Annotated in this window: 19 protein-coding genes and 1 tRNA gene; 12 read left to right on the top strand and 8 right to left on the bottom strand. The window is 63.7% G+C overall.

Features of this window, described 5'->3' with window-relative positions:
* Nucleotides 1-30: 30 nt before the first annotated feature.
* From E1809_RS19590 to E1809_RS19580, 3 genes are all read left to right on the top strand, one after another.
* Nucleotides 31-471 (top strand): MarR family winged helix-turn-helix transcriptional regulator, encoded by a 441-nt coding sequence (locus tag E1809_RS19590; protein WP_205754264.1) that lies wholly within the window; start codon nt 31-33, stop codon nt 469-471.
* Nucleotides 464-1,885 carry an MFS transporter gene (locus tag E1809_RS19585; protein WP_205754263.1) on the top strand — a complete coding sequence of 474 codons (1,422 nt, stop codon included), beginning with the start codon at nt 464-466 and terminating at the stop codon, nt 1,883-1,885. Before E1809_RS19590 ends, E1809_RS19585 begins: the two co-directional genes overlap by 8 nt.
* A 103-nt stretch (nt 1,886-1,988) precedes the next feature.
* The gene (locus E1809_RS19580) at nt 1,989-2,480 is read left to right on the top strand and encodes a hypothetical protein (protein ID WP_133205910.1); all 492 of its coding nucleotides are present in this window, start codon (nt 1,989-1,991) and stop codon (nt 2,478-2,480) included.
* Between the two features lie 37 nt (nt 2,481-2,517).
* On the opposite strand, the gene E1809_RS19575 is transcribed toward E1809_RS19580, so the two are convergent.
* Nucleotides 2,518-3,345 carry a class I SAM-dependent methyltransferase gene (locus tag E1809_RS19575; protein WP_133205909.1) on the bottom strand — a complete coding sequence of 276 codons (828 nt, stop codon included), beginning with the start codon at nt 3,343-3,345 and terminating at the stop codon, nt 2,518-2,520.
* Between the two features lie 269 nt (nt 3,346-3,614).
* On the opposite strand from E1809_RS19575, the gene E1809_RS19570 reads away from it, so the two are divergent.
* Nucleotides 3,615-3,872 carry a type B 50S ribosomal protein L31 gene (locus E1809_RS19570; RefSeq protein ID WP_009358283.1) on the top strand — a complete coding sequence of 86 codons (258 nt, stop codon included), beginning with the start codon at nt 3,615-3,617 and terminating at the stop codon, nt 3,870-3,872.
* 79 nt (nt 3,873-3,951) lie between these two features.
* A complete protein-coding gene (locus E1809_RS19565; protein WP_133205908.1) occupies nt 3,952-5,049 on the top strand; it encodes a lipoate--protein ligase family protein in 1,098 nt (365 codons plus the stop codon).
* Nucleotides 5,050-5,094: 45 nt separating this feature from the next.
* Here E1809_RS19565 and pepN read toward each other — a convergent pair whose 3' ends face one another.
* Nucleotides 5,095-7,707, bottom strand: a complete 2,613-nt coding sequence (gene pepN / locus E1809_RS19560; protein ID WP_133205907.1) for an aminopeptidase N — start codon at nt 7,705-7,707, stop codon at nt 5,095-5,097.
* A 171-nt stretch (nt 7,708-7,878) separates the two neighbouring features.
* Here pepN and E1809_RS19555 point away from each other — a divergent pair, with 171 nt between their 5' ends.
* The 3 genes from E1809_RS19555 (at nt 7,879) to E1809_RS19545 (ending at nt 11,282) form a co-directional block, all read left to right on the top strand.
* Nucleotides 7,879-9,435: a circularly permuted type 2 ATP-grasp protein gene (locus E1809_RS19555; protein ID WP_133205906.1), complete on the top strand. Its 1,557-nt coding sequence runs from the start codon at nt 7,879-7,881 to the stop codon at nt 9,433-9,435.
* A 72-nt stretch (nt 9,436-9,507) separates the two neighbouring features.
* Entirely contained in the window at nt 9,508-10,434 is a 927-nt protein-coding gene (locus tag E1809_RS19550) for an alpha-E domain-containing protein (protein WP_133205905.1), read from the top strand.
* Nucleotides 10,431-11,282, top strand: coding sequence for a transglutaminase family protein (locus E1809_RS19545; RefSeq protein ID WP_133205904.1), 852 nt, complete (start codon nt 10,431-10,433; stop codon nt 11,280-11,282). Before E1809_RS19550 ends, E1809_RS19545 begins: the two co-directional genes overlap by 4 nt.
* Before the next feature lie 79 nt (nt 11,283-11,361).
* On the opposite strand, the gene E1809_RS19540 is transcribed toward E1809_RS19545, so the two are convergent.
* Together E1809_RS19540 and glgC are read right to left on the bottom strand one after the other, a co-directional pair.
* The gene (locus E1809_RS19540) at nt 11,362-12,813 is read right to left on the bottom strand and encodes an SDR family NAD(P)-dependent oxidoreductase (RefSeq protein ID WP_133205903.1); all 1,452 of its coding nucleotides are present in this window, start codon (nt 12,811-12,813) and stop codon (nt 11,362-11,364) included.
* Nucleotides 12,814-12,923: 110 nt separating this feature from the next.
* Complete coding sequence (gene glgC, locus E1809_RS19535; RefSeq protein WP_133205902.1) at nt 12,924-14,306, bottom strand: glucose-1-phosphate adenylyltransferase; 1,383 nt, start codon at nt 14,304-14,306, stop codon at nt 12,924-12,926.
* A 105-nt stretch (nt 14,307-14,411) separates the two neighbouring features.
* Here glgC and glgA point away from each other — a divergent pair, with 105 nt between their 5' ends.
* Nucleotides 14,412-15,629, top strand: a complete 1,218-nt coding sequence (gene glgA / locus E1809_RS19530) for a glycogen synthase (RefSeq protein ID WP_133205901.1) — start codon at nt 14,412-14,414, stop codon at nt 15,627-15,629.
* Between the two features lie 144 nt (nt 15,630-15,773).
* Here the strand turns inward: glgA and E1809_RS19525 are convergent, their stop codons facing one another.
* Together E1809_RS19525 and E1809_RS19520 are read right to left on the bottom strand one after the other, a co-directional pair.
* Nucleotides 15,774-17,876: an acyl-CoA dehydrogenase family protein gene (locus E1809_RS19525; RefSeq protein WP_133205900.1), complete on the bottom strand. Its 2,103-nt coding sequence runs from the start codon at nt 17,874-17,876 to the stop codon at nt 15,774-15,776.
* Between the two features lie 35 nt (nt 17,877-17,911).
* On the bottom strand, nt 17,912-18,604 hold the full coding sequence (locus tag E1809_RS19520; RefSeq protein WP_133205942.1) for a TetR/AcrR family transcriptional regulator: 693 nt from the start codon (nt 18,602-18,604) through the stop codon (nt 17,912-17,914).
* 131 nt (nt 18,605-18,735) lie between these two features.
* Here E1809_RS19520 and E1809_RS19515 point away from each other — a divergent pair, with 131 nt between their 5' ends.
* Genes E1809_RS19515 through E1809_RS19505 form a run of 3 tightly spaced genes read left to right on the top strand, consistent with a single transcriptional unit; the run spans nt 18,736 to nt 22,372 of the window.
* Nucleotides 18,736-20,106 (top strand): acetyl-CoA C-acetyltransferase, encoded by a 1,371-nt coding sequence (locus E1809_RS19515; RefSeq protein WP_133205899.1) that lies wholly within the window; start codon nt 18,736-18,738, stop codon nt 20,104-20,106.
* Nucleotides 20,107-20,111: 5 nt separating this feature from the next.
* Nucleotides 20,112-21,464 (top strand): 3-oxoacyl-ACP reductase, encoded by a 1,353-nt coding sequence (locus E1809_RS19510; protein ID WP_133205898.1) that lies wholly within the window; start codon nt 20,112-20,114, stop codon nt 21,462-21,464.
* Nucleotides 21,461-22,372 carry a MaoC family dehydratase gene (locus E1809_RS19505; protein WP_133205897.1) on the top strand — a complete coding sequence of 304 codons (912 nt, stop codon included), beginning with the start codon at nt 21,461-21,463 and terminating at the stop codon, nt 22,370-22,372. The genes E1809_RS19510 and E1809_RS19505 overlap by 4 nt, the downstream gene beginning before the upstream one ends.
* A 206-nt stretch (nt 22,373-22,578) precedes the next feature.
* On the opposite strand, the gene E1809_RS19500 is transcribed toward E1809_RS19505, so the two are convergent.
* A tRNA-Leu gene (locus E1809_RS19500) sits at nt 22,579-22,661 on the bottom strand.
* A gap of 32 nt (nt 22,662-22,693) precedes the next feature.
* Nucleotides 22,694-22,930, bottom strand: coding sequence for a hypothetical protein (locus E1809_RS19495; protein ID WP_133205896.1), 237 nt, complete (start codon nt 22,928-22,930; stop codon nt 22,694-22,696).
* Between the last annotated feature and the right edge of the window lie 13 nt (nt 22,931-22,943).

The following is a 22,943-nucleotide window of genomic DNA, read 5'->3' as shown; positions in this document are numbered from 1 at the left end:
GCTTGATCAAGTTGCTTGTATAGTTGGTGGGTGACCGGTGAAACATTAGGTGCCCGTGTGATGGCCCGTTCCCTCTTTGATACCTTGCTTCCGCTCTTGAGGAGGCTGAATGCAGAGCGAACGCTGTCCTCGGGCAAGCTGGGCGTGCTCCGGCACGTGGCAGAGCACGGGCGCACATCGACCACGGAATTGGCTGCGGTGGTCCACGTGAGTCCTCAGGCCATTTCGCTCGCCGCGCGTGAACTCGAACGTTTGGAGCTCGTGGCGCGTGTGCCGGACGCGGAGGATCGGCGAAGGGTCTGGATCGAGCTCACTGACGCGGGTCGCCAGAAGCTGGTCCAGGAATCCGCGGCTGGTCATGGGTGGCTCGACCAGGCCATCACGGAACGGCTCACACCGGAGGAGCGGAGGACGCTCGAAAGTGCGATCCCGGTTCTTCGCAAGCTCGGATCGGAGGCACCTGTTGACTGAGCCCGCGGCACGCTCGCGATTGATCCCGGCTCTTGTCTACGCGGCGCTGTCCACGGCGATCGTAAGCTCGCTGGGCATGTTGTTGGTGCCGACCATTTCCCGCGAGATGGATGTTCCGGTCAGCACGGCACAGTGGATGCTCACCATCAACCTTCTGGTCGGCGCAATCGCGACGCCGGCCATGGGCCGGCTTAGTGACGGACCGCATAAGAAGCGGCTCCTGTTGTGGTCGCTATCGATCATCCTCGCCGGATCGGTGGTCGCCGCTGCGGCACCGAACTTCACGATTTTCCTGATCGGCCGGTCCCTTCAGGGCCTGAGCTACGGGATTGTTCCGGTGACCATCGCCCTCGCCCGCCGCTACGTCGCCGCGGACAAGGTGCAGTTCTCGATCTCCAGCCTGTCGGTGACCGTTTCCACCGGTATCGGAATCGGCTACCCCCTGACCGGAATCATCGCGGGACTCTTCGATTTCCGGTTCGCGTTCTGGTTCGCCGCCTTGTTCGTGGTCACTGCCATCGTGGTCGTCCTCCGTGCCGTCCCCGCAGGCCCTGACGAACACGCCCCCCGTGTCCCCTTCGACTACACCGGCGCGGGTTTGCTCGGTCTTGGCCTGGGCGCTTTCCTCCTGGGTATCAGCGAAGGGCCGAACTGGGGGTGGGGTTCACCGTGGACTATCGGCACCCTGATTTTCGCGGCCGCCGTTCTGGCATCCTGGATCGGGGCCGAGCTGAAGACCGAGCATCCCCTCATCAACCTTCGGGTATTGCGCAACGGGGAAGTACTGCTGGCGAACTGCACGGCAGTCGGGCTGGGCGCTGCGATGTACATCGGCCTTTCGATTTCGAGCCTCGTCGCCCAGGCGCCTGCCGATACCGGCTACGGCATCGCGCTGCCTGTCTTCTGGGCAGGCTTCGTGATGTTCCCGCTATCGGTAGGAAGCTTTGGAGCCAATCGAATCGTCCGCCGCCTCTCGCACCGGATCAGCCTGACGGGCCTCCTGCCAGCCGGGGCCGGCATGATGACGGTGGCGGGACTGCTCCTGTACTTCGCCCACACAGGACTTTGGGAGATCCTGACGGGGATGCTGGTGTTCGGCCTGGGGATGGGTGCCAGTTATGCCGCAATGCCGGCGTTGATTGCCCGCAGCGTCGCCACCGAGGAACTCGGAAGTTCGGTGAGTTTCAACCAGGTCCTGCGTACCGTGGGAAGCTCGTTCGGTACCGCTGTCGCGGGCGCGGTCCTCGCAGCGAACATGGCACTGGATCTTCACCCCACCGGCGCCGGCATCAACGCAACATTCGCGATCGGAGCAGCCCTCTGCGCGGTGGTCTTCATCGCATTGCTCTTCCACAAGCTCCGGACGCGCACCCACAGCTCAGTCCAGGGTCGATCGGACGCTGTGAAAAGTTAAGCTGCTGCACTGTCTCACTTGTGTCCATACGCGCACACCACGCCGCACTACCGGCCACTGGCCGCGGAGGGATTTGCCGCCGGCCCGAACGTATACTTGCGAGATGCCGATGCGGTGGTTGACTCGGGAAGCACTCGCGGGAGATCTTTCCTGGGAGGAACAAGACGAACGATGGCTGCAGTGGAACGAGGCTCGGCACGCCGTCCGGTCCCGTTTACACTCCGGTGCCGAACTAGTCCTGGACATCAATATCCAGGACGCAGTGATCGACACCCTCCGCCAGCTCCAGCCCGATGCGGTGGAGCTCCGTTTCCTGATCGGCGACAACATGGTGGGCCACGAATGGCTCGTCCTCCAGTACAGCGGCGCGCACCTGACAATCATCGAACCGGGCTTCGGCACCGGATCCCGCACCGCCTACGAAATACTCCGGGACGAGCTGACGGTAAGCGATGATTCTTCGTTCGTACACAGCGTGATCACCTGGCCGGAAGGAGAATTCGACATCGAATTCACGGCCGTCGACGTGACCCGGACACCCGCCGGCCCGGACGAGCGTGCAGCCTTGTTGGCGCGGGCGGAAAACCCTGACTGAAACTGCCTTACCAGCCACTGCGTTCGCACACGGCGCGTCAGAGGGTTGCAGTCACCAGGTAGGTGCGCAGATTGCTTCGCTGCCAGGCGTCCCCCGTTGTGGGCGCCTGAGTAAGCCGTCCGAAGTTTGCCGTGTGTTCTCCGGGTTGGACCATCGAAGTGTTGTCCCAGCCGGCGGCCTGGAATAGGGCCTCGGGGGTATCGGTGCAAAACGGCAGTGGACGGCGGGTTCTTGTGCGCGCCGCCACGAGCGGTGCCATGCTTTCCAATGCGAGCAAGCCCGTTCCAAAGAGGTCCGCCAGGAAAGTGGCCCCTCCTGCAGACAATGACGCGGTGTCGCGAAGCAGGGACTCGACGACGGATCCGGTCAGGTAAAAGAAGAGCCCTTCGGCGACCCAGATCGTTGGTTTGCGTCGGTCAAAGCCTGCCTTCAGAAGGGCCTGGGTCCAGGGGCCGGACAAATCGGCCGGGACGCACCTTCTTTCACAGACCGGGAGTTCGGCGCGCAGAAGGGCTTCTTTCTGCGTCAAGGCCTCCGCATAGTCGATCTCGAACACGGTGCAGGATGCGGACAGGGGAAGCCGGAATGCCCTGGTGTCCATGCCGGCGCCAAGGAGGACAATCTGGCAGTCCTTCCGGGTGGCCGCGGTGATGCGATCGTCAAAATACCGTGTCCGAACGGGCAAGAAAGGATTGTAGTCGGCGGCGTCCAAGGCGGCTTTGCCGCTCTCTCCGGCCAGCAGCCCGGCCCATGGATCGTTGAACAGCCGGTCCGGGCGGGCAGTTTCCAACGCTCTTGCGGCGGCAATCCAACGGCCGGTATTTATGGTGGATGCCCGTGCCTGCGGATCGTGATGTGAGGCCATTCCTCAACCCTACTGACCGTCCGGCTGGAATTCAGGGGCTCCGTTCGCAGGCCACGGACGGATTGCGAACGCTTCGGAACCCTCTGGCAGAGGGTGCGGAGCCGCCAATTCGTTGCGAAGCATCGTTTCCGCTATGATTGACTGTTGGTCCGGCACCCGAAAAACGTTTCCGAGCGGCATGTCGCATGGAAGGGCAAACAGGCACGCGGACCGAATCCATTCATACCTGGCAACTGGCAAAATCCAGCTGCGTGAACAAAGGTCCCATTATGAAGTCTGATATCCACCCGAAGTACGAAGCTGTTGTATTCAACGACCTCGCTTCCGGCGTCAAGTTCCTGACCAAGTCCACCGTGTCCTCTTCCAAGACCATCGAGTGGGAAGACGGCAACACCTACCCGGTCATCGACGTCGAAATCTCCTCGGAGTCGCACCCGTTCTACACGGGCAAGCAGCGCATCATGGACTCCGCAGGCCGCGTCGAGCGCTTCAACGCTCGCTTCAAGGGCTTCGGCGGCAAGAAGTAACCAACTTCACCTCCAAGCTTTCACGAAAACCCGCCCCCGCCACGATCGGCGGGGGCGGGTTTTTGTGTTTTCGGGCAGGATGGAGACCATGACATCCAGGGCGGCTTCCGAGCAACAGAACGGTTCCCTTCACGGCGAGTACAAGGTCCCGGGCGGAAAGTTGGTGGTGGTCGACCTCGACGTCGTGGATGGGCGATTCGAGAACGTTTCCTTGAGCGGCGACTTCTTCCTGGAACCTGATGAAGCGCTGCTCTCCATCAACCAGGCGCTCACCGGCCTTCCGGAAAGTTCGACGCCGGGCGAGATTTCCGCTGCTGTCACCGCCGGGTTGCCGGACGGCGCGGTCCTGTTCGGCTTCTCCGCCGACGCAGTCGCGGTTACGGTCCGGCGGGCCCTTTCCAAGGCCAGCGGCTGGGCGGACCACGACTGGGAAGTCATCCCGCCGTCGGTCCTTCCCACGCACCTCAACGTCGCACTTGACGAGGTCCTCACGGAACAGGTCGGCTCCGGCCTCCGCAACCCGACTTTGCGCTTTTGGGACTGGGAAGAGCCGTCCGTGGTGATCGGCAGCTTCCAGTCGTACCGCAACGAGGTGGATCCCGACGGCGTCACGCGCCACGGCATCACAGTGGTCCGGCGCATCAGCGGCGGGGGAGCGATGTTCATGGAGGCAGGCAACTGCATCACCTATTCGCTCTACCTCCCGCAGAGCCTTGTGGACGGCATCAGTTTCGCCGATTCCTATGCGTTCCTTGACGCTTGGGTCATGGCAGCCCTGGAAAAGCTGGGCATCTCTGCCTTCTACGTCCCGCTCAACGACATCGCGACGGATCAAGGCAAGATCGGCGGTGCCGCCCAGAAACGCCTCGCGAACGGCGGGATGCTGCACCACGTCACCATGAGCTACGACATCGACGCCGACAAGATGGTGGACGTCTTGAGGATCGGCAAGGAGAAACTCTCCGACAAAGGTACCCGCAGCGCAAAGAAGCGCGTGGACCCGCTGCGGCGGCAAACGGGCCTGGCGCGGGCCGAGATCATCGAGGCCATGCAGGAAGTCTTCATGGAGCGTTACGGCGCCAAAGAGTCCAGCGTCACCGAGGCAGAACTGGCGATCGCACGGGAGCGGGTCCAGTCAAAGTTCGGTACCGGCGAATGGCTGCACCGGGTGCCCTGAGCTTTTGCCCAGTACAACTATCCCGGTGCAGCTAACCCAGTTTGACTATTTCGTTTCCTGGATTGCTTGCGCTGCCAGGGCACGGTGCAGGTGGCTCCGCTGTTCGATGATGATCCGGCGCAGTGCGGCCGGAGCGTCCGGATGGGTCGAAAGCCAATCGTCCGTCCGTCGCAGCACCGGCTGGTCCGCCGGGGCCATGCCCGCGGGAAGGTCCTGCCCCGACGGATACAGGCCGCGGACAATCCGGGCAGCTATTTCAATGCTCCGGGAGCGCCACACGTTCTCCAAGGAATCGAAATAAGGTTCGGTGAAGCCTTCCAGTAGTCCCGACGGTGCAAGGGAGAACCCGGAAATCGTCGCACCCAGGATGTCGTTCGAGAGGCTCGTGTTGTTGAGCGCGGCATCCCAGGCCGCAGCCTTGACCGCGGCGTCCGGACGCGCGGCGGCAGCAAGGGCATGGCCCACGCCCCCGGCCGCTGTGCGGTCCTTGGCGAGTTCCGCGTCCAGTTCGGCCAGTTCGGCTGCCCCGTTGGCGGCAAGGGCCTGCCACACGCTCCAGCGAAGGTCCGCGTCCACCGCCAAACCTTCCACGGTGACGCTTCCGGAGAGGATGCCCCGGAGGAGCTCCGCATAGGCGTCATCGCCCCGCGACAGCTCTGCCAGGGTCCTGGCCCACGCGAGCTGCTGGTCCGAACCCGGTTCGCACGCACGGAGTTGCCGGGCGGCAGTGTCCATCAGGCTTGCACGGACTGGCCCGCGCTGCGGTGCCGCGACGTAGCGTTCGACGGCGGTCACGGCGTTCCCGAGGACGTTCAGGAGCACACCGATTCCCGTTTCAGCCGGTGCGAAGTGTTCGACGGCGGCAACGTACAGCGCCGCTGGGGTCACCGCGTCCCGCGCCGAATCCCAGAGGGCTGTCCAGCACAAAGCACGTGCCATGGGATCGCCGATACGGTCCAGGGACGAGCGCACAGTCGCCTCGGATACAGCGTCGAGGCGGACCTTCGCATAGCTGAGGTCGTCATCGTTGACGAGCAGCAGGGCAGGGCGATCTTTGCCTGTGAGCGCCTCGACTGTTGTTTCGGCGCCTTCGACGTCCACTTCGATGCCGTCGGTGCGGAGCAGCCGTCCTTGATCGTCGGCGTTGTACAGGCCGATCCGCAGCCTGTGGGGGCGGTGCTCGGTCTTGCCGGTGATCGGGTCGAGTGAATCCTGGTGGAGGATTACTGAATCCATGAGTTCGCCGTCTCCGCTGATGTTGGCGCCGACGGTTGAAATTCCCGATGTTTGCAGCCATTGGCGGGCCCACGTCGCGAGGTCGCGGCCGGACGCCGCGCTGAGTGCCCCAAGGAGATCGCCCAGCGATGTGTTGCCATACTCGTGGTCCCGGAAGTAACGGCGCGAGCCTTCGATGAACGCCTCGAGTCCCACGTAGGCCACCAACTGCTTGAGGACGGACGCGCCCTTCGCATAAGTGATGCCGTCGAAGTTCTGCTTGGCCGCTTCGAGGTCCGGGATGTCGGCGACGATGGGGTGCGTCGTGGGCAATTGGTCTTGCACATAGGCCCAGGATTTGCGTTTGTTCGCGAAGTTGACCCAGGCGCTGTCCCAGTGCGTGGCTTTGTCGACTCCCAGCGTTCCCATGTAGTCGGCGAAGGATTCCTTGAGCCACAGATCGTTCCACCACGCCATGGTGACGAGGTCGCCGAACCACATGTGTGCCATCTCGTGCATAAGGGTGTTGGCCCGGGCTTGGTACTGGGCGTCGGTGGCACGGGAGGTGAAGACGTACTTCTCGGTGAAGGTCACCAGGCCGGGATTTTCCATGGCGCCGAGGTTGTATTCGGGAACGAAGGCTTGATCGTACTTTCCCCAGGGGTAGGGGTAGTCGAAGAGCTCGTTGAAGAAGTCCAGGCCGTTCTTCGTCAGTTGGAATAGCGCGTCTGCATCGAAGGATTCCCGCATGGATGAGCGGCAGTAGAGGGCCAGGGGGACCTCAAGGCTCGTACCGTCGTCGAGCGTCTTGGTCCAGTGGTCCGTCGCACGGAAATAGGGGCCCGCGAGGACGGTGGTGATGTAGGTCGAAATCCGCTTGGTGGGCGCGAAGTCCCATTGGCTCGTATCCGGGTCGGTTGACAGCGGGGCCTTCGAAACCTCGGCCCCGTTCGAGGCCACCTGCCAACCCGAGGGGGCCATGACGTGGAACGTGAACTCGGCCTTGAGGTCCGGCTGTTCGAAGTTCGCGAACACGCGGCGGGCATCCGCTGGCTCGTACTGGGTGTAGAGGTAGTACTGTCCGTCGGCGGGGTCGACAAAACGGTGCATCCCTTCGCCGGATCGGCTGTAGAGGGCCGTTCCCGTCACCGTGACCTGGTTTTCGGCCAGGAGGTTGTGGAGGTGGATCCTGCTGCCGTCCACGACTTCGGAGACGTCCAGGCCCTTTCCATTGAGGAAGACGCTGTGCACGCCGTCGTGGATGAAGTCGAGGAATGTGGAGGAGCCGGGCTCCGCGGAGAAGGTGATGACGCTCTGGCTTGTGTATCCGGACACCCCGGCGTCTGCTGCCTGGCGGACATCCAGGGAGACGTCGTAGCTGTGGGTGGTGATAAGGGCTGAACGGGTGGCGGCCTCGGTGCGCGACAAGTTGTGATTTGACACTCAGCAATCTAATCACGGGCAAGGTGCGGCCCCGAGCGTAAGGTTGACGTCGGCTGCCTCCAGCCGCGTCGCCCCGCGGCCCGGTATATTTGCAGCTGACAGACCCAGCGTTGGTGCAACACGCAGGACGCGAAATGCGTCCGTAATCGAAAAGGTGATTGTCTGAATCCCATGTCAGAGCTATTCCGGGATTACTCCGAGGCCGCCGTCCGTTCCGGCGCCTACGACGAAATGTTCGCTCCGGGCACCATTGCCAGGAAGCCGTACGGCCAGGTGGAAGGTGCTCTCCGCGAGTTGTCCCTAGCGGACGTGAGTGCCCGCGCCGAGTCGATGGCGCGGACCTTCCTGGACCGGGGTGTCACCTTCGACTATGCCGGGGAGGAACGGCCGTTCCCGCTGGACATCGTGCCTCGTGTCATTCCTGCTGACGAATGGGATGTCCTTGAGCGCGGCGTAGCGCAGCGGGTCCGGGCGTTGGAGGCATTCCTCGACGACGTCTACGGCCGGATGGCCGTTGTCGCCGACGGCGTCGTGCCGCGCGCCCTCGTGACCACGAGCGCACACTTCCACCGGGCAGTGCATGGCTTCGAACCGGCCGGCGGCGTGCGCGTGCACGTCTCGGGTATCGACGTCGTTCGCGACGCCGCGGGGACGTTCCGGGTGCTGGAAGACAACGTCCGTGTTCCCTCGGGCGTGTCGTACGTGTTGGAGAACCGGCGCGCGATGGCCAAGGGCTTGCCTGAGGCGTTCGGGCAGCAGCAGGTTCGCCCGGTGGAGGAATACCCGCGGAGGCTCCTGTCGGCACTTCGGAAGACGGCGCCGTCGGGAGTCGACGACCCGACCGTCGTCGTGTTGACTCCCGGCGTGTTCAACAGCGCCTACTTCGAACACACCCTCTTGGCCGGCTTGATGGGCGTGGAGCTCGTCGAGGGCCGCGACCTCATCTGCCGGGGCAACCGCGTATACATGCGGACCACTGCCGGTGAGCAACGCGTTGACGTGATCTACAAGCGGATCGACGACGAGTTCCTGGATCCGCTGCAGTTCCGTTCGGATTCCATGCTGGGATGCCCGGGACTCGTGAATGCAGCGCGTGCCGGTGGCGTCACCATCGCGAATGCCGTGGGCAACGGCGTCGCCGACGACAAGCTCGTCTATTCCTACGTTCCTGACCTGATCCGCTACTACCTCCACGAAGAGCCCGTGATCGCCAACGTGGAGACGTTCCGCTTGGAAGAGGACGAAGCCCGCGAACAGGTCCTGGACCGGCTCGAGGAACTTGTGGTGAAGCCCGTGGACGGGTCAGGCGGCAAAGGCCTGGTGATCGGTCCCGATGCTTCCCGTGAGGAACTGGAGGCCTTGCGAAAGCGGGTCTTGGCCGATCCTCGTGGCTGGATCGCGCAGCCGGTGCTGCAACTGTCCACCGTGCCGACGCTTTCCGGCGACCGTTTCGGGCCGCGCCACGTGGACCTGCGTCCGTTCGCGGTCAACGACGGCGAGGACGTCTGGGTACTTCCGGGTGGCCTTACGCGCGTGGCGCTGAAGGAGGGCTCGCTTATTGTGAATTCGTCCCAGGGCGGCGGTTCGAAGGACACCTGGGTCTTGTCGGATTCGCCGCAACTCCCGTCGGCCGAATTGCCGCGATCGACCATCACGGTCCGGGAACAAGTCTCGGTTTGGCCTGTCGAAAGCAATTGGCGCGACCGCCAATCGGACCAGCAACAGTGACCCGTCACGCGACAGTGACCGGACTGGATACCTTGATCGCCACAACGCAGGACCCTAAGGAGGCACAGTCCCATGCTGAGCCGTATTGCTGAATCTCTTTTCTGGATCGGCCGCTACGTGGAGCGAGCCGACGGTACCGCCAGGATCCTGGACGTCCACCTGGAACGCCTGAACCATTTGCCGCTCGAGGAACAGCGCAGTGTGGCAAGGCAACTGCTCGCCGTCATGGGCGCCCGCCCTCAGAGCGAGGACTTTGGCCTGCCGGAACTCCTGAACGCCCTCGCCTATGACAAGACCAGCGCAACCTCGATTGCGGGTTCGCTGGGAGCGGCGCGCGAGAACGCCCGCCGGGCCCGCGAGACTGTGTCTTCGTCCTTGTGGGAGAGCCTCAACACCACGTACTACGGGCTGAACCAGCACCGTAAGGACGTCGTGGGGACCTACCGCTTCTGCAACTGGGTGTTGGAGCGGACAGCGATGGTGAGGGGTCTTGCCGACACCACAGTCAGCCACGACGAAAGCTGGCTGTTCCTTGTCCTGGGCCGTTCCCTCGAACGGGCCGACATGACTGCGCGCATGCTTTCCACGCGCGATGTCTTGTCCGCGGGCATGTCCTGGGTGAACATGTTGCGCTGTGCGGGCGCCTACGAATCTTTCCTGCGGACCCGTAGGGCCGCGTTCGGTGACCAGCACGCGGCGGAGTTCCTGCTCCTTGACCGGCTGTTCCCGCGCTCCATCGTGTTCGCCCTACGCGACGCCGACGAGTGCCTCTCCAAGCTCGACCCCACGGCGCAGCGCGTGGGCTTCATCAACGACGCCCGCAGGATCGTTGGCCAGGCCCGGACATTCCTTGAGTTCCACCGCACGGACGACCTCATGTCCGAGCTCCCGGAACACATGGACCGGGTCCAGAAAGCCGTGGCCCAGGCTTCCGACGCAATTACCCGTAAGTACTTCAATCAGGCGGATGAACTGGCCTGGGTGGGAGAAGTTTCATGACCCGGCTGAGCATCATCCACAAAACGGCGTACAAGTACAACCGTCGAGTGACCTTGTCCTACAACGAGGCACGGATGACTCCGCTGACAGACCCGCAACAGGTCGTCCTGGAGTCATCCTTGAAGATCACGCCTTCGCAGGCTGCAGTCAGCACCTACCGCGACTACTGGGGCACCCGCGTTACAGCCTTCGACATGCAGGTTCCCCACGAACGCCTCGAAGTCGTGGCCACCACCACCGTCGAGGTCCATCGCGTGGAAAGGGTGGCCCTTGACGAGGAAATCGTGGGATGGGATGTGCTCGCTTCGGATGAAGTGCGCGACCGCTTCAGCGACTGGATCCCGCAATCCCAGCTCAGCGGGCCCGGAGACGAGGTCCTCGGCATCCTTCCCGGCGTCGTGGAGGGCAAGAACCCGCACGAGACGGCGATGGCCGTTTTCGAATGGATGCGTGGCGAAATGAGCTACGTGAAGGGCACCACGGGAGTTACCACCAATGCCGAGCAGGCGTGGAACCAGCGCCAGGGTGTTTGCCAGGACCTGGCCCACTTGGCAATTGGATCCCTTCGTAGCCGAGGGATTCCCGCCCGCTATGTGTCGGGCTACATCCACCCGCGGCCCTCGGCAGAGATCGGCGAGACGGTGGCCGGACAATCGCACGCCTGGTTGGAATGGTGGGACGGTGAATGGCGCAGCTGGGACCCGACCAACCACAAACCGGCCGGCGACCTCCACGTGACTGTCGCCCGCGGCCGCGACTACCGGGACGTTCCTCCTTTGAAGGGCATCCTGTCCGGGGGCGGCGGCTCGGGCCTGACCGTCTCGGTGGAGATCACCCGCCTCACCTGACCTAGGAGTTTGTCTACAGGTGATGCCCCGTTAAGACGCATCTTAACGGGGTTCATCTGTACACAAACTCGAGTAATTCCTACCAGGGGGAGGGCTTGTAGTCCTTCAGGAAGACGCCGTACTGGTCTTCGCCCTGTTCGCCCATGACGATCGGATCGTAGACCCGCGCAGCGCCGTCCACGAGGTCAAGGGGTGCGTGGAAGCCTTCCTCCATGAGGCGGACTTTGGTGTAGTGCGGACGTTCGTCGGTGATCCATCCGGTATCGACGGCGGTCATCAGGATGCCGTCGGTGTCCAGCATTTCCTGTGCGCTGGTCCGCGTCATCATGTTCAGCGCCGCTTTCGCCATGTTGGTATGCGGGTGCCCCGGTCCCTTGTACACGCGGGAGAACTGCCCTTCCATGGCCGAGACGTTCACGATGTACTTGCGGCGTGCCGTGGAACGCTTCATGGCGCCGCGGAGCCGGCTGACCAGGAGGAACGGGGCCGTGACGTTGCAGAGCTGGACCTCGAGCATCTCAAGGGGATCGACTTCGTCCACTACCTGGGTCCAGCTGTTGATCGTCGCGAGGTCCGGAACCAGGCCGCCGGCGTCGATCGCGGTGCCGGAGGCGATCCGCTCAAGCGAGGCCGAACCGGTCGACAAGGCAAGGGAAGTGATGGCGTCTCCGGCCAGCACGGGGTGTTCGGTGACGCTGTGGGCAATGGCCAGGGGATGTTTGTCGTGCGCGTGGCCGAACGTGACGAGCTCCGGTCCGCCATTGCCTGCAAGGAGAGCTTGCGGCAAGGGCTCGTCTTCGGCGTCGACCAGTGGCTTGTACGCGTTTCCGGAGCGCCGCACGGTCTGTGCGGCGTTGTTGATGATGATGTCGAGGGGACCCGCTTGGTTGAGGGTATCCGTCAGCGCAATGACCTGTGCGGGATCACGGAGGTCGATGCCCACGATCCTGAGCCGATGCAGCCAATCCGCGCTGTCCTCCATCGCTGCGAAGCGTCGGGCAGCGTCCTTCGGGAAACGGGTGGTGATGGTGGTGTGCGCGCCGTCGCGCAGCAAGCGGAGGGCGATATACATGCCGATCTTGGCACGGCCGCCCGTGAGGAGGGCGCGGCGTCCGCTGAGGTCGGTGCGGGCATCGCGCTTGCTGTGGCTGAATGCCGCGCATTCCGGGCACAACTGATGGTAGAAGGCATCCACCTGCGTGTAATGCTGCTTGCAGATGTAGCAGGGCCTTGAGCGAAGGAGATGGCCCGCAATTTCGCCCGTCGCGGACGACTCGAGCTTGTTGCCGCGGGTCTCGTCGTCGATCCTGTCCGGCGCCGCCGTCGCGGTCAAAGCGAGTACCGCGCGGTCGGCTTCGGCGATTGAGTCCCTCTTGGTGACACGGCGATGGCGCTTGACTGCCTTGAACATCTTCCCCGTGGCGCGCCGCACGGCGAGGTAGTCGGGGTGCTCCTCGTCATAAGCGTGGATGGTGTTCAAGACCTTGAGGCAGGCCTGGATCTCTTCAGGCGTCAAATCGGCGGTGCTCATTGCGTCGATTTTACAGTGTGGAAACGGCAAAGCCTCCCCGGCGGCCAAGGCTCGTGACCTTGGCCGCCGGGGAGGCCCGGGGAGTTTGCGTAGCGGGTTGTTCGCCGGGGTCAGACCTCTACGGACGCGGGCTGGCTCCGGTCGGCGTGTTCGGCGGCGTCCCGGATGCCGGCGAATCCTTCCGTCGCCGTCCTGATGGCGTCCGGCAGGGAGCGGCGGTATTCGGCAGCCATGGCGAGTTCGGACTCATCGGGTTCAGGTACCACTTGGCCCTTGGCGAGCACCGTAATGCCGGACTCCGTGACCTTGAAACCGCGGGAGCGGTCGAACTCGGCGTCCAAGCCGATGGTTGCCCCGGCCGGGATCTTGACGTTCTTGTCGATGATGGCTCGCTTTACAACAGCGCCTTCCCCGACCCGGACCTTGTCCATGAGTACCGAGTCCTGGATTCGGCTGCCCGATCCGGCGTAGACATCGTTGGAAAGGACGGACCCTTCCACGATGGCCCCCGAAATCACGGCGCCGCTGGCCACGATCGAATCCAGGGCGGTTCCGATCGTGTTGTTTTCACCGCGCACGAACTTGGCCGGCGGAGCGATGCTCTGGCGGGTGTAGATCGGCCATTCCGAGTTGTACAGGTTGAACACGGGCACTGGCGAGATCAAGTCCATGTGGGCGTCGTAGAACGAGTCGATAGTACCTACGTCGCGCCAGTAGGTGCGATCGCGTTCTGTCGAGCCGGGAATGTCGTTGAGGGTGAAGTCGTACACGCCGGCTTCGCCCTTGCCTACGAAGTAGGGGATGATGTCCCCGCCCATGTCGTGCTTGGTGTCCAGTCGCTCCGCGTCAATGCGAAGTGCTTCCACCAGGGCATCGGCATCGAAGACGTAGTTGCCCATCGAGGCGAGGAACTGGGTGGGATCGGCTGCGAGGCCTTCGGTCTCGGCCGGCTTTTCGACGAAGGCCGAGATCTTCTGGGAATCGTTCTTGTCGACCTCGATCACGCCGAACTGGTTGGCCATGTTCAACGGCTGGCGGACGGCCGCGACGGTTGCCTTGGCGCCGCTTGCGACGTGCTGCTGGACCATCTGCTGGAAGTCCATGCGGTAGACGTGGTCTGCCCCGACGACGACGACGATGTCCGGATTGGCGTCGTGGATCAGGTTGAGGGACTGGTAGATGGCGTTTGCGCTACCGAGGAACCAGCTCTTCCCGACACGCTGCTGCGCGGGAACGGATGCCACGTAATTTCCAAGCTGCGTGGACATGCGCCACGTCTCGGAAATGTGGCGGTCAAGGCTGTGCGACTTGTACTGCGTCAGCACGACGAGTTGGAGATACCCGGAATTGACCAAATTCGAGAGAGCGAAATCGATCAATCGATACCCCCCCGCGAACGGCACGGCAGGTTTTGCCCTGTCTGCCGTCAATGGCATGAGGCGGTTTCCTTCGCCGCCAGCCAACACAATTGACAATACTTTCTTCAACGCCATGGTGCTTGCTCTCCCTGTACGTCTTTGTAGCCCCCCGAAAAAGCCCGGGGTTGCCGGACTCTTTCACACTAGAACACATACTCCGGAAGGACTACGTTAGGTAGCGTGCGCGTAGACATTGTGACTAAAGAATTTCCACCCGAAATCTATGGCGGAGCCGGAGTGCATGTTGCCGAGCTCAGTCGCGTCCTGGCAAAGCATGTGGACCTGCAGGTGCGAGCCTTCGGGGCGCCCCGCGAAGCGGGTTACCACGGGGCAACCGTGACGTCGTATTCCACCCCCGAAGATCTGGGCTCGGCCAACGCCGCCGTACAGACCCTCGGGGTGGATTTGCGCATTGTCCCGGATGTCGCCGGAGCGGACCTGGTCCACTCCCACACGTGGTATGCCAACATGGCCGGACACTTGGCATCCCTGCTGCATGGCATCCCCCATGTGCTCAGTGCCCATAGCCTGGAGCCCCTCCGCCCTTGGAAAGCGGAGCAGCTCGGCGGCGGTTACGCCTTGTCGTCCTGGGTGGAGAAGACCGCCTATGAGGCCGCCGCGGCGATCATCGCGGTTTCGGACGGCATGCGCCAGGACATCCTGCGCAGCTACCCTAACGTCGATCCCGCCAAGGTTCGCGTGGTCCACAACGGGATCGACGTCGACATGTGGCAACGGGACGAAGGGGAGGACGCGGTACGCGCCCTCGGCATCGACCCCGCCAAGCCGAGCGTGGTCTTCGTCGGTCGCAATACCCGCCAGAAGGGCGTTCCGTACCTCCTGAGGGCCGCCGCGAGCCTCCCGGCGGATGTTCAGTTGGTTCTCTGCTTGGGCGCGGCCGACACGCCGGAACTCGCCGCGGAAACCGCTCGCCTCATCGAAGACCTGCAAGACAAACGCGAAGGTGTGCTGCTGATCGAACGCATGCTTCCCCGCCACGAGCTCATCCAGGTCCTCAGCCACGCGACGGCCTTCGCTTGCCCTTCCATTTACGAACCGCTCGGTATCGTCAACCTTGAGGCCATGGCGTGTGGCGCGGCCGTCGTCGCCAGCGCGACCGGCGGTATTCCGGAGGTGGTGCAGCACGGTGAAACCGGCCTCCTGGTGGAACTGGAACAGGTCACCGATGGCACGGGAACTCCGTTGAATCCGGAGAAATTCGTTGCCGATTTCGCCGCGGCCCTCAATGAGGTTGTCTCGGATCCGGAGCGTGCGAAGGCCATGGGTGCCGCCGGCCGTATCCGGGCCGAGCAGCATTTCTCGTGGGAGTCGATAACGGAAACCACGCTCGAGGTGTACCGTTCGGTCCTCGGTGCCTCCTCAGCGCAGGCGGGCTAGTCTCCCGCAATGAGCCAGTAACGACGACGACGGCGACGATCCCCGCGCGGGAATTGTCGCCGTCGTTGTTTGGCGCGGTTGCCAGCGGCGAATATTTGCCGAATATTCACCGACCTAGCACTGCAGTGTGATAAAGGGAATTCCTTAAGCGGATTTGCTTCCCTTAACGGCACGGTGTGGTTTTTCCCGGGCAGGCAGTTTTCCCTCGGCGCGCTGCGCTTCGAAGTAGATGCGTGCCTCGTCTTGCCGTTCTTTCTCCGATCCGGAGGCAATGGCCGCACGCAAATGTTCGGGTCCATAGCCGAAGGATTCCACGAGCTCCAGGGCATGCGGCCGGATCTTGGCGAGCAGGCGGTTGGTGTAAGCCCCTACTGTCCGGCCCCGCTGCATCGACAAGCGGCCGTTCATGAGGTACCAGGACAAGTGCTTTTCGATGAGCGAGAGGCCAAAGAGGTCGCGGAGCCAGGTCATGACCTGCTTGGTTCCCGGATCGGAAATTCTCCCGAGGGCCTCCGTGAACGCTTCCCACTGCAGCAGTTCGGCATGGGCCTGTGCGGCATCGATCAGGTCGTCCTGGTGCTGGTTGAAAAGTGCGGCGGCTTGGTGCTGCGGCAGCTTGTTCGCCCCTTTGAGCGCCGAACCCACTTCCGCGACCATCGACTGCACCCGGTCCGCCAGCAGGGTGCGTTGCCCGCCCTCGTCGCGCAGGGCGACGGCGGCTTTCTGGACGGATCCGGTGTCCGCCACGAGTTGTGCCACCGCCCGCAGTCCGGTGCGGTGGAAAGCTGCCCCGGCAGCTTGGGTAACCACGAAGCGGGCGAGGACGCCAAAATCGACCTTCCGGAACTCCTTGGCGAAGTCGGCCAACAAGCGCTTGGCGACGAGCTGAAGCAAAACCGTGTTGTCACCCTCGAAAGTGGCGTAGACATCGAGGTCGGCGCGCAGAGACGCGAAGCGGTTTTCGATGAGGAACCCTGCGCCGCCGCATGCCTCGCGGCACTCCTGCAAGGTGTCGAGGGCATGCCACGTGCTCAAGGGCTTGAGGGCGGCGGCGAGGGTCTCCAGGTCTTGGCGGTCGGCATCCGAATCGTGGCGGCCGGAGAAGACGTCATCGAACTTCTCGAGTAGCTGCTCGTGCGCGAAGCCCGCCGCGAACGTCGTGGCGAGGCGCGTGAAAAGACGGCGCTGGTGCCGCTGGTAGTCGAGGAGGACTTCTTCTTCCTGGGTTGACGACGCGTGGAACTGGCGCCTTTCGGAGCCGTAGCGGATAGCGGTCGCCAAGGCCACTTTGCTCGCCGCGACCGCGGCGCCGTCGAGCGAAACGCGCCCTTGGACCAACGTGCCGAGCATTGTGAAGAACCGGCGGCCCGGACTGGCGATCGGGGAGCTGTACTTACCTTCGGCGGAGACGGCGCCGTAGCGGTCGAGGAGGTTCGTCCGGGGGATCCTGACTTCGCTGAAATGGAGGCGGCCGTTGTCGATGCCGTTGAGGCCGCCCTTGACGCCGTCGTCCTCGCCGCCCACTCCCGGCAGGAATTCCTCGGTGTCCGGGTCCCGCAGCGGGACATAGAACGCGTGGACACCATGGTTGACGCCTTGCGTCACCAACTGGGCGAAGACGACGGCGGCCAGGCCGTCTTCCGCTGCGTTGCCGATGTAGTCCTTCCACGCCGCACGGAACGGGGTGTTGACGACGAATTCCTGCGTCGCGGCGTCGTACGTGGCCGTGGTGGAGATGCTGGCGACGTCCGAACCGTGGCCTGTTTCGGTCATGGCGAAGCAGCCGGGAATGTCCAGGCTCATGATTCCGGGAAGCCAGGCGTCGTGGTGTTCCTGCGTGCCGAGGTGCATGACGGCGGCGCCGAACAGCCCCCACTGCACCCCGGCCTTGATCTGGAGTGACGGATCCGCGGTGACCAGTTCTTCGAAACCGGCGATGTTGCCGCCATGGTCGCTCGAGCCCCCCAATCGTTCTGGGAACGCCCGGTGCACGGCGCGGTTGTCGACGAGGTACTTCAGCTGCCCGAAGACGCGCTTGCGGTGCTCTGTGTGGGTAAGTCCTTCGATTTTGTGCACCTCGGGACGGCCCGCGAGTCCGCGTGCCGTGCGCCGCACGTCGGCCCATTTGCCTAGAAGCAGCTCGCCGAGTTCCGCGACATCGACGGAAGGGCCGCCGGCCTGGGCGGCTGCCGGGGTCCCGGCGGGCTCCCGAGTGCCGGAGGAAGTGCGGTCCGCTACTTCAGTCATGGTGATCCCTTCGTTGGTTCCGTGTAACTGGTGAGTCATTTGCCGGTGGCGGCGGGGATGGTGAGTTCAGGGGCGATTCCAACGCACAGCCAATCGGTGATGCGTGCCGCCATGGTTTCCTGGTCCGGTTTGGTTGGTGACGGGGGGCTGCCCAGCCACATTTCGCCTGCATTCCGCACGAGCCCGATTGCCGCCGTCGGCCAGTAGTCGACCAGCGTCAGGGCGTCCGTTCCCAGGCTTTCGCGGATGGGCCGGGCAATCATTGCCGTGATCGATTCGAAGAAGTGGCCAAGGGCACCTGAGGAGGCGATTGCATCTTGGGCAGATGGTTCCGCCGGTGAAAGGCGCGTGATGAAGGCGTAGACGTTGGGGCTGGACTCGGCCATCTGCAAGTATGCGGACACCATCGCCAACAAGCCTTCCCGGGGTGTCCGGGCGCTTTCCACTGCTTCTTTCATGCGTCGCTGCATCTGACCAAGGACCACCTCGCCCATCGCTTGTTGCAGTCCTGCCTTGTCGCCGAAATAGCGGTAATAGACCGACTTCGAAGTGCCGGCAGCGGATGCGATGTCCTCCATGGAGGCGTCGCTACCCAAGGCGTGGACGGCCTTGCGTGCGGCTTTGATGAGCGTGCGGCGGCGTTCTTCGCGATGGACTTGCCAGCGCGCGGTTCGGCCGTCGACGGTGGGAGCCTCGCCGTCGACGGCGGCAATCCCGACGGCGGGAATCCCGCCGTCCGCGACCGGTGGAACCGCAGCGCCGTGCTCGGTGGAAAACGCTGGACTGGGAATGTTCACGATACCCAGCGTATCAAGTACGCTGGGTATCGGTAACCCGAACAAATATTGAGGAGAAGCGCATGCCCGCAGAAGAGCAATCCGCGAGCGCACCACAGCAGACGTCCGGTGGCCATCAACCCATGCGTCGGGCAGTGGTGGTGGGCGGCAACCGTATTCCCTTTGCCCGTACCGGCGGCGCCTACACGAAGTCGTCCAACCAGGACATGTTGACGGCGGCACTGGACGGGTTGATCGCGCGTTTCGGACTTCAGGACGAGCGGATCGGCGAAGTTGCCGCCGGTGCGGTCCTGAAGCACTCTCGCGATTTCAACCTCACCCGCGAAGCCGTCCTTGGCTCCGCGCTCTCGGCTGAAACTCCTGCCTACGACCTTCAGCAGGCATGCGCGACGGGCCTGGAAACCGTCCTGGGCCTCGCCAACAAAATCAAGCTCGGCCAGATCGACTCAGCCATCGCCGGTGGCGTGGACTCTGCTTCGGACGCCCCCATCGCCGTCAGTGAAGGCCTCCGCGAAATCCTGCTGGACCTTAACCGGTCCAAAACGTTGCCCGAGCGGCTCAAGGTGCTCGCCCGGCTCCGACCCAAGGACCTCGCTCCGGACGCCCCCAATACAGGAGAACCGCGGACCGGTCTTTCCATGGGGGAGCACCAGGCCTTGACCACTGCACAATGGGAGATCGCCCGGGAAGCGCAGGATGAACTTGCGTACAACAGCCACCATAATCTCGCCGCGGCCTACGAGCGGGGCTTCTTCGACGACCTCATCACGCCGTACCGCGGGCTGAACCGGGATTCGAACCTCCGTCCCGATACCTCGATGGAGAAACTCGCGAGCCTCAAACCTGTCTTCGGCAAGGGCCTCGGCACGGAGGCCACCATGACCGCGGGTAACTCCACGCCCTTGACCGACGGCGCATCCACCGTCCTGCTCGGCACGGAGGAATGGGCCGATGCCCGGCGTTTGCCGAAACTTGCCGTCGTGGTCGACGGCGAAGCGGCCGCCGTCGATTTCGTCCACGGTAAGGACGGACTGCTGATGGCGCCCGTCTTCGCCACGCCCCGGCTCCTCGAGCGCAACGGGCTGTCGTTTGAGGACATCGACTTCTTCGAAATCCACGAAGCCTTCGCCGGCACGGTCCTCAGCACGCTCGCTGCGTGGGAGGACGACGAGTTCTGCCGCACCCGGCTGGGCCTCGGAGGCGCCCTTGGCAAGATCGACCGCGCCAAATTGAACGTGAACGGTTCGTCGCTGGCGGCCGGGCATCCTTTTGCCGCCACGGGCGGACGGATTGTGGCGTCCCTTGCCAAGTTGCTTCACGACCGTGGACCGGTTGACGGTCGTCCGGCCCGCGGGCTGATTTCCATTTGCGCTGCCGGCGGACAAGGCGTGGTGGCCATCCTCGAGGCGTACACCGCGCCGGAAGGACGGTAGCGGGCATGGCGGACAAGTACACGCAATTCGTCAGTCATGGCATTGGCAAGGACCTTGCCAAGAGGCTTGGATTGCCCCAACCGGCACGTCTCCGTCGGTATGCCCCGGGATTGCCCCTCGTGCCGGGACCGGTGCTGGTTCTGGGCACGGGACGCATGGATGCGAACGGAGCGGACGAACTGGCTTCCGAGCTTGCAGCTTGGGGCTTGGACGTTCGGCGCAATGCATTGCCCAAGGAAAAACTCGGGGCGATCATCCTGGTACTTGATGACGTTGGACATCCCGATGACCTCGCGAAGCCCGTCCTGACGGCGGCGCAGTCCCTTCGCGACCTTGCGCCCAGTGCGCGGGTGGTCACGGTGTCCCGTACGCCTGACTCCGCGGGCCTTCCGGCCGTCGCGGCAGCGCGCCAGGCGGTTGACGGATTGTTGCGCTCCCTGGCCAAGGAGCTCAGGGCGGGCGCCACGGCCAACGGGATCCTCCTCGCTAACGGTGTTGGCGCCGTCAGACTAAGTGCTTTGGGGGCGCTTCGCTTCTTCCTCTCCGGCCGCTCGGCCTTCGTCGATGGACAGTTGCTGACGGTAGCCAAGGATGCGGGGCAATTGCCGCCGGACCCCGATAGGCCACTCGCGGGCAAGGTCGCTGTGGTTACGGGAGCGGCGCGAGGCATCGGTGCCGCGATCGCCCGGACGCTGTACCGGGACGGGGCGAGGCTCGTCGTCGTCGATATCCCGGCGGCGGGGGACCACCTCGCCCAGGTCGCCAACGAGGTCCATGGCACCGCCCTGCAGGTGGACATTACGGCGGAAGACGCCGGGAGGCGGATCATCGACCACGCCTTGGAGCGCCATGGGGGCCTGGACATCCTGGTTCACAATGCCGGGATCACCCGGGACAAGCTCCTTGCGAACATGGACGAGAACCGTTGGAACGCGGTGATCGGCGTGAACATCGCAGCGCAATTGCGCATCAATGAGGCAGTCTTGGCTTCAAACCCGCACGGCTTGTCTCCCCGGATCGTTTCCGTCGCGTCCACGAGCGGCATCGCGGGCAACCGGGGACAGACCAACTATGCGGCGTCCAAGGGCGGAGTGATAGGAATGGTCCGCGCCACGGCGCCGTTGCTGGCCGAGCGCGGCGGGTCCATCAACGCGGTGGCGCCCGGCTTTATCGAGACAGAGATGACGGCCAGGATCCCCTTCGCCACGAGGGAGGTCGCGCGACGGCTCAATTCCCTCCAGCAGGGCGGCAGGCCCGACGACGTCGCCGAAGCCATAGCTTTCCTCGCATCGGACGCGGCGGGCGGCATCTCTGGCGAAGTGCTGCGGGTCTGCGGACAGAACCTGGTGGGTGCATGAGTCCGGAGCCAGCGCTGATCCTGGATGAGTTGCCGTCCTTGTCCAAGTTGTATGTGAATGCGGCTGCGACGGCCGCGCGACGGCGGTTGCTCGGGACGCAGGGCCTCAACAGCCTCCCGCCCGGGCGGCATGAGGTGCACGGAGTACGTGCAGATGTAGGCAACCTCACGGCCTACCAGCACCTCATTGGCGAGAGCGCCAGCGATGCCATGCCGGCCGGATTCATCCATGCCCTCGCGTTTCCCGTGGCCATGAGCGTCCTCAACCGTGACGACTTCCCGCTCCCGTTGCTGGGAATGATCCACTTGGGCAACCGCGTGGAGCAGATGCGCGCGATTCAGTTCAGCGAACTGCTCGACATCCGCTCCTGGGCTGAGGACATGCGCGGGCATCGCGCCGGGACGCAGGTGGACATCGTCGCGGAGGTCCGCGCGAGCGACGACGGAACCCTGGTTTGGCGGGGTGTTTCGAACTACTTGGCCAAAGGCGTGTACTTGCCGGGCATCAACAAGCCCGGGACGGGCAGCGCGGCGTGGGAGTTCACGCCGCCTGCTCCGACGGCCGAGTGGCAGCTTGGCGTCGATACGGGCCGGAGTTACGCCACAGTGTCCGGGGACTACAACCCGATCCACTTGAGCATGCTGTCCGCGAAGGCGCTTGGACTTCGGAGATCGATCGCGCACGGCATGTACCTCGCTTCACGGGCGCTGGCGGACGTCGGATCAGTCAAGTCGGAGGCCTTCCGGTGGGATGTGAGCTTCGAAGCGCCGGTGTTCCTCCCGGCCCGCGTGGCTTTGGAAATCGCCACCGTCCAGTCGGCGGCCGGCGGTTGGCAGCGTTCGGATTACGTTGCGTGGAATCCGCGCAGTGGCAGGAAGCACTTCAGCGGCTCCGTAACCGGGCTGTAGGGGCGGTCAAGACCCGCAAGCAAAAGTACGACGGCGGCCGCTCGCGCGAGTGACCGCCGTCACTTTTCCGGTCAAAGACACTAAAGAGTTGAATTGCGGATAATGCAATTTAATGAATGTGACTAACGTCGCAAATTCACTGCGGAGGGAAATTCAAATTAAACAATCAAGGCCCGGAATCAATATGATTCCGGGCCTTGCATTTGTGCGCGGAGGGGGACTTGAACCCCCACCCCCTTGCGAGGACTAGCACCTCAAGCTAGCGCGTCTGCCATTCCGCCACCCGCGCAGGTGGTGTTCGGAGCGTTCGTTCTGCGCCTTTCAGCGCTTCTCTTTCCTCCGAAGCAGCGAGAAAAACTCTAACACGGTTTCCGGGAAATAAAAAAATCGGGCTTCGACCGGCGTGGTCCGGCGCAGAATTTGTTCTGCGACGCCGTGACCAACCGGCTGGGGAACGCCGCCAAAACCCGGGAAATCGCGGCCCAAACCGACGCCCGGTGGGTAGGCTGAAGGAAGTGTGCGGGAACGCCGCCAATCGGCGGCGCGGCCGGCCGGCATCCGTGAACCTCAG

The sequence above is a fragment of the Arthrobacter terricola genome, from assembly GCF_004354015.1.
Lineage (GTDB): Bacteria > Actinomycetota > Actinomycetes > Actinomycetales > Micrococcaceae > Arthrobacter > Arthrobacter terricola.
Note: the sequence above shows the minus strand (reverse complement) of the source record. Positions and strands in the feature narration are given on the sequence as shown.